A 13,666-nucleotide genomic window follows, 5' to 3' on the forward strand; every position below is an offset into this window, starting at 1 on the left:
GTGTATTAACACCGATGGAAAAGCATGAAATATATTTACATGCAGCATAAAAACTGCCAGCAGGTTAGCCCCACTGGCAGAAAATTTTTTTATTTTTTTAATTGTCTACTTGACGGGAAGCAGTTCAGTTAGCAGTTCTTTTTAATTAATTAGATCTATATAATAGCTAGGTAGAATCATACTGGAGAATAAAAATAATTATCTTTGTTTATTTTTGTAACTCTAAAAAGGCGTGAGATTATAGTATTCAAGCAAGTGCTTAAAATTTTGTTATAAGTTTATTTTCGTATGTTATAATAAAAAATAATTAATAAATAATAGTCTAAATATATAGCTTTGGGGGATTAGTTTATATAAAAATGATAAATGCGAAAACTAAATAATGAAGGATGAAACAACGATTTGGGAGTTTTGAAATTCATGTACTTCCTCTGTTTCAATTTATATTGTGTTTACATTGATAATGTATGCTCAAAGAAGGAGGGTGATAGATTTGAATAAAGTTTTAGTTATAGATGATGACAGTTATATTAGAGAGCTTATTTGCACAGTACTGAAAAACGAAGGATTTTCTGTATCTGAAGCTGTAAATGGAAGGGATGCCTTAAAAAAGCTTGGAGAGGAAAAAATAGATCTTTGTGTTCTTGATCTTATGATGCCGCAAATGGACGGTTACGAATTTTGTAAGCAAGTACGCAGATATTATGAAGATATGCCAATTTTGATGCTGACTGCCAAAAGCGAACTTTCCCAAAAAGTAAAGGGGTTTGAACTTGGAGCGGACGATTATTTAACAAAACCATTCGAGATTGATGAGCTGCTTGTTCGAATAAAAGCACTTCTGAGACGCTATAAAGTAGCTACGTCACAGGTCATTAATATTGGTAATTTAGCTATAGATAAAAGTAGTTATTCTGTCATTAACAACAATGAACAATGCGATATACCCATGAAGGAGTTTGAACTTTTATTCATGCTTGGAAGTTATTCTGGTAAAACCCTTTCTCGTGATAGGTTAATTGAAGAGGTTTGGGGGCTTGATTTTGAAGGAAATGAGCGAACTCTTGACGTTCATATAAATCGTCTTAGGGAAAGATTTCCATTTGAGGTTTACAAATTTAAAATTACTACAATTCGTGGACTTGGTTACAGATTGGAGGAAGTGAAGTGAGAGGAAACGAACCTTTGATTTCAATGATACTAATTTTTTTTACAACATTACTTGGTCTTACTAGCGGATATTATATTTTCATATTTATTTTAGGGCAATTAGAAAGCATTCCTTTATATCTAATCTTTATTGTCCAAAGTTTACTTTCAGTTGTGATATATTTTGTAAGCGTGAAAATATATTTCTATTTGCACTGGCGATTTACTAATAAGAATAGGAAATTTGATCTCTCACGTTTTCAAATATTAAGTGGAGCTATTGAAGCTATGAACAAGATAGCTTCTGGTGACTTTAATGTCCTTGTTAAAACAAACGAGCTTGACCCTTTTAATGAAGTAGCAGATAATTTCAATAAGATGGCTAAAGAGCTGGGTTCATTGGAAAAACTGCGTCAAGATTTTATATCAGATGTATCACATGAAATACAGTCACCATTAACTTCTATTTCAGGTTTTGCTGCGCTTTTAAAAAAAGGAAATTTAAGTGAGAGCCAAATATCACATTACGCCAATATAATAGAAGTTGAAAGCAAACGATTATCTAAATTAAGCGAAAATTTATTAAGATTATCTAATTTGGAAGCAGAAGATAATAATTTAAACTTAAAGAAATATCAAATAAATAAGCAAATTGAAAGTATTTTACTAATGCTAGAACCACAGTGGTCTGCAAAAAATATAACCCTTGATGTTTCTCTTGATGAAACTATAATATCTGGAGATGAGGCCTTATTAAGTCAGGTATTTATAAATTTGATTAATAACGCTATTAAGTTTACACCAGAAAACGGAAATATAGGCGTTAAATTATCTAGTAATGAAGATGGAATTCAATGTGAAATTTCCGATACGGGTATAGGTATTTCACCAGAAGATCAACCGCGAATTTTCGAGAGGTTTTATAAAGCAGATAAAGCTCGTGATCGTTCTTTGGGTGGAAACGGACTTGGACTTTCAATAGTAAAAAAGATTGTTGACTTACATGGAGGAAAAATATCTCTTACAAGTGAAATTGGAAAAGGTACAAAATTTACTGTTTTTCTGCCAAAATAGAAGCTAATATGTTTATAACCACAGTCTGAATTTAACAGATTGTGGTTTTTCTTTTGTTTACATTGCGTTTAAATTCCATTTAAATTCAGTTTAAATAGCAGCTATATACTATGTTTGTAGAAAGGAAAAAGAAATTAGAATTAATAATATTGAAAGAAGATTAAGCCTTATTGTTAAGTGCTAATTTTATTACTTATAAAACATGGAAGGGGTTTTTTATATGGAAAACATGGAAAATATGGATCAAAAATCGCTCTACTATCTTGAAAAGGCACCTGTTACAAAAGCAATAATACACATGGCTATTCCTATGATATTAAGTAGTATAACTTCAGTTGTCTATAATATCATCGATGCTTTTTTTATAGGTAAGCTTAATAATACTGCAATGATGGCGGCAGTGATACTGGCATTACCATTTTCATCAGTATTAATGGCACTTGGGCAAATGTTTGGAGTAGGCTCAGGAACATATATATCGAGACTTTTAGGTGAGGGAAATACAGATAATACCAAAAAAGTTAGTTCAATTAACTTTTGGTCATCAATGATTATGGGTATTATTTTTATGATGATATGTCTGCCTTTTTTATCTTCTATTTTGCCGCTTTTAGGAGCAAGTGGTGAAACTCTGCAATATACAAGAAATTTTGTTATGATACTTGTTATTGGGGCTCCAATTATTATTGTTAATATGGCGCTTGAATCAGCTGTACGTGCGGAGGGCGCATCAACTGTTTCTATGACTGGTACTATAGGTGGTATTATAATTAATATAATACTTAATCCTCTATTCATTTTCGTGCTTAATATGAATGTTGTGGGATCAGCACTAGCCTCTGTTTGTGGTAATATATTTTCCGTTCTATATTTTATATATTATTTGCAAAAGAAGAGTAGTGCTCAGAGTTTATCAATCAAGTACTTTAAACCAAGTAAAGAAATTTATGGTGAAATTTTTAAGGTCGGAGTTTCAGCTTTATTAATGAGTGGATTTATGGTCATTATAGGTCTACTTTTCAATAATTATTCCATGATTTATGGAGATAATGTTGTAGCGGGATTTGGAGTTGCACAAAGAGTTGTTCAAATTGTAGATTGCATTGGTATGGGCTTTGCAATGGGAGTTGTACCACTAATTGCATTTGCATACTCTGCAAATAATCAAAAGCGTCTCATGGAAATTGTTAAAAAAACCATATTGTATATTCTAGGTTTAACATTGGCTATAGGAGCAGTTATATGTGCATTCAGGTTACAAATTATTGGCCTCTTCAGTATAGATCCTAAGGTTATTGCCATTGGTGAAATAACTCTCTTAGCTCAACTTTCCTCAACTGTTTTTGCTGCCTTATGCGAATTTTTTACTGGAATCTTCCAAGCTGAAGGTGATGGTGTGAAATCAAATGTTATGGCTGCTGTGAGAGGTGTTTTATTTATCCCTATTTTGATTGTAGGAAACTTACTATTTGCTGTTAATGGTGTTATTTGGGCTATGACAGCTACAGAGGGATTATCATGTCTGATAGGAATTGCCCTATGGCTTATGATTAGACAGAAAAGTTCACAAGAAGTATCTATTAATGAATAAACAAGTTAAATGAGTAACTTAGTAACAGAAATTGTAGAGTAAAGGACTGTATCAGGGAGTTTTTAAACTTAATCTCTGATATAGTCCTTTTTATGATTTTAGAGAGTATTTAGTTATCTATACATAATGTAATTCATGTAAACACTTATATAATATTTGGTAAAATAATACAATAAGAAGTGTGAATCTTATTATCTTCAATTATGGATTTATATGGAAGAATATAAAGCTACATCGCTCTATATGAAATTTTAATTAAAATATCCAATGTGCTATATTAAGTTTGAAAGTGTAAATATGAAAACGTAAAACATTTAACATTTAGGAACTTATTTAATTATATTACTAGACCAAGAATTATGATAAACAGGAGGAGTAGGTGAAGTAACGGAGTTAATTTGAAATAAGAATTTAAAGGAAGTGGTTTATTAAATGAAAAAGTTATTATGGAAACCATCTGAAGAATACATTAAAACAACCAATATTTATTCTTTTATGAATTATATAAATGAGAAATTTAACCTAAAACTTAGTGATTATTCATCTATTTATAAGTGGTCTATTGATTATCCAGATAGTTTTTGGGGTGAATTGTGGAATTATCTTGATATAAAGTGTTCCCAGCCATATGACGTGCCAGTAGACGATATAGCAAAGTTTCCAGGGGCTCAATGGTTTGTGGGTGCAAAATTGAATTATGCAGAAAATATGCTTAAATTTTCCTCAAGTTCTTCTCCTGCAATTATATTCAGGGGCGAGAACCAAATCAGGGAAGAAATCAGCCATAGGATGTTATATGAACAGGTTGTGAGGCTTGCTAAGGCATTGAGAGATGATGGGATAAAAGCAGGGGATACCATTGCTGCATATATGCCTAATATGCCAAACACTGTAATAGCTATGCTTGCTTCTGCAGCAATAGGTGCCATTTGGTGCTCATGTGCTACAGACATTGGACCAAATGCAGCATTAGATAGGCTTAGTCAAGTTAAGCCGACTGTATTATTTACAGCAGATGGATATTTCTATAAAGGAAAACGTTTTAATGTTCTTGATAATGCAAGTCAAATCGTAAAAGGAATTAACTCTATTAAAAAAGTAATCATTTCCCATTATGCAGGTGAAAGTTTAAATACAGCCGAAATTCCCAACAGTGTCAGTTGGATAAACTATCTTTCAAATGAGATACCAAAGAATTTTGAGTTTGAACAGCTTCCTTCAGAGCATCCTCTTGTTGTGATGTTTTCATCGGGAACAACAGGAAAACCTAAATGTATGGTACAGTCTGCGGCAGGACTGCTAATTAATCAATTAAAAGAATTAGTTTTGCAAAATGATGTTAAGCCGTCAGATAGAATGCTTTATATTACAACTTGCAGCTGGATGATGTGGAATTGGCAGGCAGCAGCATTAGGAACAGGTTCTTGTATAGTACTTTATGATGGCAATCCATCATACCCAGATGTATCTTCTATATGGAGGATACTAGAAGAGGAGAAGGTTACTATTTTTGGACTCAGTGCAAGTTACGTTCATTCTCTTATGAAAGAACAGTTTTATCCTAAAGATGTTGTATCCCTTTCAAATCTTAGAGCAATTTCTCAGACAGGGTCAGCACTTTCAGAAGAAGGGTTTGAATATATCTATAGAGAGATAAAAGAGCAGCTGCATTTTAACTCAATTGCTGGAGGAACAGATATAAACGGCTGTTTTTCTACAGGTAATCCCATAAGTCCTGTCTATTTAGGTGAGCTTCAAGGGCCAGGGCTTGGTATGAAGATAAATTCTTTCAATGAAAAGGGAGAGCCGGTTAGAGACGAGCTAGGGGAACTCGTATGCGAAATGCCTGCTCCATCAATGCCAATAAGATTTTGGAATGATCCTGATAATAACCGTTATATGGATGCGTATTTTAGAACTTATCCAGGTGTTTGGCACCATGGAGATTATGTTAAAATACATTCAGATACAGGAGGAATATCTTATTATGGCAGATCAGATTCCACATTAAAGCCGTCAGGTGTAAGAATTGGAACAGCTGAAATTTATAATCAAGTAGAAAAATTACCACAGATTAAGGAAAGCTTGGCAATAGGTCAGAACTATAATGGGGATGAAAGAATTATTCTCTTTGTACAAACACAGGATGGAATTGAATTAGATGAAAATTTGAAAAAGGATATTAAGAAGATTTTAAAAGAGAACGCATCGCCACGGCATGTTCCATCTATAATAATGCAGGTTCAGGATATTCCTAGAACATTTAATGGAAAGAAAGTAGAAAGTGCTGTAACTAATATAATAAATGGGCGCAATGTTACAAATAGAGATGCTTTAGAAAACCCTGAATCACTTGATTATTTTGAACAAGTATTGCCGCTGTTAAGTGAATAGATGAAACAAACTGAGTATAAAGATGACAGGAGGGTATATCTGTCATCTTTGTATTAAGGGATTAGAATTTAATAAACTTTAGAAGAGCATATTATGAAACTATTAATTGAAATTTTGAAATTTTGAAATTAATTAAAGGAGGAAAAAGTAAACGTTTTATAAATATTAATCATTATAATATAGTTTACTAATCATATAAGCTTCATGTTTATTACTAATCTTAAGGGAGGACCAGAAAATGATAAAAAGTTTATCCAAGTTTTTTACAGCTATTGTGCAACGATTTCTTCCTGACCCACTTGTTTTCGCAATGATTTTGACACTAATTATGTTTGTTTCAGGTATTATATTTACGAATCATACACCAATTGAGATGATTGGATTCTGGGGGAAGAGTTTTTGGAATCTTCTAGCCTTTGCGATGCAGATGGCATTAATTTTAGTTACTGGCAGCGCTCTTGCTAGTTCGCCATATGTTAAACGCATTTTACAAAAAATTGCAAGCTTACCTAAAACACCAGCTCAAGCTATTATGCTTGTTACCTTTGCAGCAGCAGTTGCTAATATTATTAACTGGGGATTTGGTTTAATTGTTGGTGCCTTACTTGCGAAGGAAGTAGCTAAAAAAGTGCCACGTACAGATTACCGGTTATTGATTGCAAGTTCTTATATTGGTTTTATGACTTGGCACGGAGGTATATCAGGTTCAGTTCCTCTTCTAGCAGCAACTAAGGGGAATCCTATGGAAAAAGCTATAGGATTAATTCCAATAAATGAAACTATTTTTGCTCCGTTTAATATATTTGTAACTATTGCTTTGATAATTGTGTTACCATTAATGACCAGGATGATGATGCCAAAAGATGAGGACGTTATAGAAATTGATCCAGCGTTATTAGCTGCAGATGCAATTAATGAAACTAGTAATGATATTAATACTCAAAAGACATTTGCTGTACGTGTTGAAAACAGCAAAATTATTGCATGGATAATTGGACTTCTAGGTATTGCTTATATTATTTATTACTTTATGAATGGTGGCACTATGGATGTTAATGCTGTAAATATGATTATGTTCTTTATTGGTATAATTCTTCATGGCAGTCCTTTATCTTATATGCAGGCTGTAGTTAATGGAGCAAAAGGAACAGCAGGTATAATGGTACAATTCCCATTCTATGCTGGAATACAAGGAATGATGGATTTGTCAGGCTTAGGAGGCTTGATCACCGGAGGATTTGTTAGCATATCTAATGTTCATACCTTTCCAATCCTCGCATTTTTAAGCTCAGGACTAATTAACTTTTTTGTTCCATCTGGTGGAGGGCACTGGGTTGTTCAGGGTCCATTCATAATGCCAGCTGCACAAGCTCTTGGTGTAATGCCAGGGAAAGCAGCTATGGCAATCGCGTACGGTGAAGCTTGGATGAATATGGCACAACCATTTTGGGCACTACCGGCTTTAGCTATAGCCGGTCTTAAAGTTCGTGATATTATGGGATATTGTGTAACTACCTTAATAGTGGGAGCTTTAATATTTGGAGTAGGATTAGCTTTGTTTTAATAATTAAAAAGATATTACTCAATATGTGAAGTAATATCTTTTTTTATTTTCTCTGAAAATCCAATGAGAATGAAAATATTTAAATATTTTAAGAGAAAAAAATTAATTGATTTTTAGCTATAGGATATAGGTATTCTAATATAAATTACAGTCCCAAGTCCTAGCTTACTATTTATATGGATACCATAATTATCTCCATAGGTCAACTTAAGGCGTTTACTTGTATTAAACAAACCAATATGATTTGAGTGCTCGCCGTCAAAATCCAGCTTATTCTTTATAGCATCAAGATTTTCTTTATCAATTCCAATACCATTATCAATAATTGTTAGGATTAGGAAGCCATCTTTTTGTGATAGTTTAATTTTAATTTTGCCTTTTCCGTCTTTATTTTTAATGCCATGATATATACAATTTTCAACTAAGGGCTGGATTAATAACTTAATTGTGTTGATAGGTTCCACATTTTCTGTATATGCCCATAGTACATCAAACTTATCTCCATATCTTATCATTTGAATTTCAAGATAGGTTTTAGTATACCTAATTTCCTCTCCAATAGAAACTCTATTACAAGGTGTCGTTAAAGAATAATCCAATATATTAGATAAATTTTCTATCATCTTAATTGGCTTACTATTACTACCAGTTGCCTTTATCACTTCCCAATAGATTGTATGTAAGGTGTTATACAAAAAATGAGGGTTGATTTGAGACTGCAGCGCAATAAGCTCCATATTTTCTAGTTTATATTTTCTTTCAGATAACTGTACTTTTAAATAGTGTTGTTCAATAAAGGTGGTAACTAAATTTTCTATAATATAACTAAATTCATTTTTTACATTGCTATCTATCACAGGTAGAGGTTGATTATTCTTAGCCGAATCAATTATAGTTATAATATTTGAAATCTGTTTGTAGTTTTTCTTAGTGAGATAGAAGGTTAAAATTAGCCCTAAAATAAATGAAAATAACAATAATACAATTGTATATTTAAGTAAACTTATAGAAACATAGTATAGTATACCTTCAGGAATTACAGATATATAGTTCCAAGAAAATCTATCAGAATGAATAATTGATTTACATAAAAATTTATTCTCTGATGGAGAGTATATTGTATTAGTGTTTAAATTTATAAGTTCTTTAATATCAAAATCAATTTTATTTCCAGGAGCTTGGCTACTAACAATTTCGCTATTATCTTTATCTAATATAAATATCTTTTGTTTAGGGTCAGAAACTGATTTGTTTAGTAAATTTTGTATGTAATCAGCTTTAATGTTTAAAACTATTACGCCATTATTAAGAGCCATCCTTTTATAAACTGTTATGAGTTTCGTTTCTTTTTCTTCAAAATCATATTGCTTTACGTTTCTTGTTTCTATCCACAATTTTTCTTCTGAAGGATGATGCAGATAGTTATCATACCAAGAGGTGTCAAAGAAATTATTTAAATTTGTTATACCATTATTGGTTGTGCAAAATCTACCATTTTCATTTTCGTAATAAATATGTATAGAATAAATATAAGGCTTTGAGTTAGCAAAGGAATTCAGAAAAAAGCAAGTCGTATCTACATTTGCTATATCTGATGAATATAGTGTATCTTTTTTTAAAACCCTTTTTAAAGTGTAAGCCATATTAGCTGTACCATCGAATTGAATATTAAGAGTATCTATTTCATTAAAAATTAAATCAATATTTGTCTTTGTTTGATTTAAGAGATTTATATTATTTTGAGTTATTTGATCCTTAATATATCTTTGAGTAATAATTATGGATAAAGATCCCAATACTAATGTAGGTATTAGTAGAGGAATCAAAAATATAATTAAATTCTTTGTAAAAAAGTTATTTTTCAAAATAATTCATCACCTTTCAAAAGGCTGAGGATTAATAGTATCCTTTTGATTTCTATATTCCTTGGGACTTTTTCCATAATAGCTTTTAAAAGTTCTAGTAAAATTTTTTGTATTACTATAGCCAACCATTTCACTAACTTCATAGGTTTTATATCTTATATTATTTAAGAGATCAGCAGCACGATTCATTTTTACTTTTATTAAGTAGTTAGAAAAACGTTCTCCAGTTTTTTGTTTGAAAAATTGACTCAAATAGTTCGGATTCATGTGAACTGATTCAGCTATATCTTCAAGTCTAGCATCTTTATAGTTTTCCCTTACATAATCTTTAATAAATGAGATTATTTTAGAGTCATAACTTGATAAATCCTTAAAATCGTTTTCTTCCATATCCAAAATGCTATTTTCATTAGGCAAGAGTTCATTATCTAATGCTTTTTTTAAAGAAGAAAACACTTCATGAATTTCATTATATTTTGAAGGTTTTACAATATACTCGCTAACCCCATAAGCTATAGCTTTACGAGCATATTCAAAGTCTTTGTAGGCGCTTAGAAATATAATTTTTATTTTAAGCTTACGATTGAATATTTCTTTTGCAAGTTCAATGCCATCTAAAAATGGCATTTTTATATCACAAAGCATTACATCAACCTCATTATTTAGAACATATTCTAATGCAAGCTTTCCATTTTCTAATTGTTCAACAATTTCAAACCCTAAATCTCCCCATGGAAAATATCTACATAATAAATTTCTTGATTCATTTTCGTCATCTACTACAAGTAGTTTGTACATTATAGCTTCCCCCTATTAACGTATCCTCAAAGAGTCATAAAATTAAATTTTCTGCTAATAATCGTTGTAAATTCAAGGCGTTTTCAAAGAAATTACATATTATTTAGCATACTTTATACTATATGATTACGTATTCATAAAGATTTTACCATATGAAAGTAAAATTGCATATATAAAACAACAAGCGTATATAAAATCATGAGAAAGTGACTCTAATAATAAGATAATGACGCTCTTTATAAGAAAAAGATACCTTTTTTAATTAATATATGAGGAAGTTCTGTTTTAAAGATACCATTTATAATAATAGATATCTTATGTAAATAATTACAGTCGTGTTAGAATAGCATTAAATTTGTCCAAATAAAAATATAGTTTTGGAAGCATTGTAATAGTAAGCAAAGCTTTGAATTACCTTAGTTTGGATAAGTAACGTTAAATATAGGAGTGTTTAGTATGCATAATCAATATTACAATATTAAAAAGGTAATGAATGGAGTATATCATATAAGTGATCCAAATAAGATATGTTGTTCATTAATTGTAGGAAGTAAAAAGGCATTATTATTTGATACAGGTTATGGTATTGGAGATCTGAAGCAAGTAGTTAAATCTATAACAGATCTACCTATTATTGTTGTTAATAGCCATGGTCACCTCGATCATATGGGTGGGAATTATCAATTTGATGAAGTCTATATTCATGGGGCTGATATATCATTAGCAAAGCAGATTCTTTTATCAGGTAAGAGAAAGTGGACTGCGGATAATTATAAAAAAAATATAGGACTTCCAAAAGATTTTAAGGAAGAAGACTATGTAAATAGAGAATATAATATTAATTTTATTCCTATAGACGAAGGGAAAGTATTTGACTTAGGAGGATATGAACTTGAAGTAATTTATTGCAAGGGGCATACTGCCGGGTGTATTTCATTAATTGAAAGAAAAAATAAACTGTTGCTTTCTGGAGATTCAGTATTGCAGCATGTATGGATGTTTCTAGAAGAAAGCAAAAAAATAAGTGAATATATTAATAGTCTCAAAAAGCTAAATGAGTTTGAAGTCAATACTATTCTTACTTCTCATTCTAGTGAACCTTATAGTAGAGAGCTATTAATTAAATTGATTAATTGTGTCACTAATATTGATATTTCGAAAAGTGAACCATATTTCAATGAAGCATATCCTTATAAGGCCTTTATGTATTCTGAAGGTGGAGAACCTTTTGTTAGCCCGGATTATGTTTCTATTGTTTTTAGAGAAGATAAATTGTAATACTACAAACTTATAAGTTGTCTGGAAAAATTTTGACTTAATCTGGACAACTCTATTGAGCAAAATAATACAAGAAAGAATATGGAGGGATATTTTGTGAAGTGGTTTACAAATCTAAAAACCATACAAAAATTAATATTTACATTTGTGTTAGTATCATTATTTATTGTTTTAGTAGGAAGTATTGGAATAATAAATATGAGAGAAATTAAATCTAATGCGGATAAAATGCATAATTATAATCTTGAGTCAGTAAAACAGTTAACAACTATTAGGCAGAATATAGCGGATATTCGTTTTGATATTTTAAAAATTGATGCTCAGCGAAATATAAATAATCAAAATGAAACAACCAAAAAGGAAGTTAATAGATTGTATGAAGAAAATGCAGAAATAATAGAAAACTATGAAAAAACAATATTATCTGATGAAGAAAAAGAAGCGTTGGCTTTATTAAAAGATGATATAAAACTTTATAAAAATGCATGTGAGCAAATTATCAAATATGCAGATGAAAATAATTATAATGAAGCTGATGATCAATATCTTAATTTAGGGCCGGTAAAGACAGCTTTATATAATCACTTAGGTAATTTAATTAGAATTAATACAGATCAAGCTGATAATCTATATAAAGAAAATAATTTAACTTACCAGGGTTCCATACATAAGGTAATTACAATAGGCGCTTTAAACCTAATTATAGCAATTATGTTAGGAACTTTGATAGCAATATGGATATCTAGACAGATAAAAAAAGTTTTAAATTTTGCAGAAGCAATTGGTAGTGGCGATTTAACCCAATCAATAAGAATTAATTCTAAAGATGAGTTCGGAAATCTTTCTAAAGCATTAAATAATGCTAATAATAATATAAAAAATCTAATAAGTGAAATAATGAATAGTGCAAGTGATATGAGCGCAACAAGTGAAGAATTATCAGCTACAGTTGAAGAGGTCTCATCTAAAATGGAATCAGTAAATGAATCAACCGAACAAATATCAAGAGGAGTACAGGATTTAAGTTCAACAGCAGAAGAAGTAAGTGCATCCACAGAAGAAATTACTTCAAACACCAGTGGACTTGCCAATAGAGCCAGCGATGCAAGTGCCACAGTAAATGATATTAAAAAACGTGCATTTTACATAAAAGATAAGGCAATAAATGAGATAAAGGAAAGTAATGTAATATATATGGAAAATCGCTCACAAATTTTAAATGCCATCGAAGAAGCAAAAGTAGTAAATGAAGTTAAAATGATGGCAGATTCTATTGGAAGTATTGCAGAGCAAACTAATCTGTTAGCATTAAATGCAGCAATTGAAGCTGCTAGAGCTGGGGAACATGGGAAAGGTTTTGCAGTAGTTGCTGATGAAGTAAGAAAACTAGCAGAGCAATCTTCAGAAGCAGTAATGAATATTCATGCTATGGTAAATCAAGTGCAAGTAGCAGTAACAAAATTATCAAAAAGTGGCCAAGATGTACTTAACTTCATTGATAATAATGTGAAATCAAATTATGAATTTCTTAATAAAACAGGTATTCAGTATGAGGAAGATGCAAATCTTGTAAATGATATCATAGTTGAAATTTCCAAGTCATCTAATCAAATGAATGAATTAGTTGAACATATATCATATGCTGTTCAAAATGTATCAGAAACTGCAGAAGAATCAGCTGCAAGTTCAGAAGATATATCAAATAGTGTTAATGAGGTTACTCTTGCTGTTAATGATGTTGCTAAATCAGCACAAAGCCAAGCAGAACTCGCACAAAAATTAATTAACATGGTAGAAAAATTTAAATTGTAAAAATCCAAACTACATAAAAATATAGCTTGCTTTAAGAAGTCTTATACATATCTTGGTGGAAATTTAAGAGCTATGTAGTATCCACCATGAATCTCACGGAAATTTTAGATTTATATGCTCCCTTATATAGCAGATAGTTTA

9 protein-coding genes are annotated in these 13,666 nt (G+C 30.9%); 7 read left to right on the top strand and 2 right to left on the bottom strand.

Annotated elements, in window-relative coordinates; genetic code table 11:
- Positions 1–493: 493 nt before the first annotated feature.
- From CLCHR_RS17375 to CLCHR_RS17395, 5 genes are all read left to right on the top strand, one after another.
- Positions 494–1,171 (top strand): response regulator transcription factor, encoded by a 678-nt coding sequence (locus CLCHR_RS17375; protein WP_079441127.1) that lies wholly within the window; start codon positions 494–496, stop codon positions 1,169–1,171.
- Positions 1,172–1,194: 23 nt separating this feature from the next.
- Positions 1,195–2,223 carry a HAMP domain-containing sensor histidine kinase gene (locus tag CLCHR_RS17380; protein ID WP_119367574.1) on the top strand — a complete coding sequence of 343 codons (1,029 nt, stop codon included), beginning with the start codon at positions 1,195–1,197 and terminating at the stop codon, positions 2,221–2,223.
- A 220-nt stretch (positions 2,224–2,443) separates the two neighbouring features.
- Positions 2,444–3,814: an MATE family efflux transporter gene (locus CLCHR_RS17385; protein WP_079441131.1), complete on the top strand. Its 1,371-nt coding sequence runs from the start codon at positions 2,444–2,446 to the stop codon at positions 3,812–3,814.
- A gap of 432 nt (positions 3,815–4,246) precedes the next feature.
- On the top strand, positions 4,247–6,208 hold the full coding sequence (locus tag CLCHR_RS17390) for an acetoacetate--CoA ligase (RefSeq protein ID WP_079441133.1): 1,962 nt from the start codon (positions 4,247–4,249) through the stop codon (positions 6,206–6,208).
- A gap of 238 nt (positions 6,209–6,446) precedes the next feature.
- On the top strand, positions 6,447–7,772 hold the full coding sequence (locus tag CLCHR_RS17395; RefSeq protein ID WP_079441135.1) for a TIGR00366 family protein: 1,326 nt from the start codon (positions 6,447–6,449) through the stop codon (positions 7,770–7,772).
- A 113-nt stretch (positions 7,773–7,885) separates the two neighbouring features.
- Here CLCHR_RS17395 and CLCHR_RS17400 read toward each other — a convergent pair whose 3' ends face one another.
- Both CLCHR_RS17400 and CLCHR_RS17405 read right to left on the bottom strand, forming a co-directional pair.
- Positions 7,886–9,637 carry a cache domain-containing sensor histidine kinase gene (locus CLCHR_RS17400; protein WP_079441137.1) on the bottom strand — a complete coding sequence of 584 codons (1,752 nt, stop codon included), beginning with the start codon at positions 9,635–9,637 and terminating at the stop codon, positions 7,886–7,888.
- A gap of 9 nt (positions 9,638–9,646) precedes the next feature.
- On the bottom strand, positions 9,647–10,435 hold the full coding sequence (locus tag CLCHR_RS17405) for a response regulator transcription factor (RefSeq protein ID WP_079441138.1): 789 nt from the start codon (positions 10,433–10,435) through the stop codon (positions 9,647–9,649).
- A gap of 456 nt (positions 10,436–10,891) precedes the next feature.
- On the opposite strand from CLCHR_RS17405, the gene CLCHR_RS17410 reads away from it, so the two are divergent.
- Both CLCHR_RS17410 and CLCHR_RS17415 read left to right on the top strand, forming a co-directional pair.
- Positions 10,892–11,713, top strand: a complete 822-nt coding sequence (locus CLCHR_RS17410; RefSeq protein ID WP_079441153.1) for an MBL fold metallo-hydrolase — start codon at positions 10,892–10,894, stop codon at positions 11,711–11,713.
- Between the two features lie 96 nt (positions 11,714–11,809).
- Positions 11,810–13,525, top strand: a complete 1,716-nt coding sequence (locus tag CLCHR_RS17415) for a methyl-accepting chemotaxis protein (RefSeq protein WP_079441155.1) — start codon at positions 11,810–11,812, stop codon at positions 13,523–13,525.
- Positions 13,526–13,666 lie beyond the last annotated feature (141 nt).

It is taken from the genome of Clostridium chromiireducens (assembly GCF_002029255.1).
GTDB classification, from domain to species: domain Bacteria; phylum Bacillota; class Clostridia; order Clostridiales; family Clostridiaceae; genus Clostridium; species Clostridium chromiireducens.

What these genes read in the sequence shown, in the direction of transcription:
- CLCHR_RS17380 (WP_119367574.1), top strand. Translation starts at nt 1,195, where the DNA reads ATGATACTAATTTTTTTTACAACATTACTTGGTCTTACTAGCGGATAT.
- CLCHR_RS17390 (WP_079441133.1), top strand. Translation starts at nt 4,247, where the DNA reads ATGAAAAAGTTATTATGGAAACCATCTGAAGAATACATTAAAACAACC.
- CLCHR_RS17395 (WP_079441135.1), top strand. Translation starts at nt 6,447, where the DNA reads ATGATAAAAAGTTTATCCAAGTTTTTTACAGCTATTGTGCAACGATTT.
- CLCHR_RS17405 (WP_079441138.1), bottom strand. Translation starts at nt 10,435, where the DNA reads ATGTACAAACTACTTGTAGTAGATGACGAAAATGAATCAAGAAATTTA.
- CLCHR_RS17385 (WP_079441131.1), top strand. Translation starts at nt 2,444, where the DNA reads ATGGAAAACATGGAAAATATGGATCAAAAATCGCTCTACTATCTTGAA.
- CLCHR_RS17410 (WP_079441153.1), top strand. Translation starts at nt 10,892, where the DNA reads ATGCATAATCAATATTACAATATTAAAAAGGTAATGAATGGAGTATAT.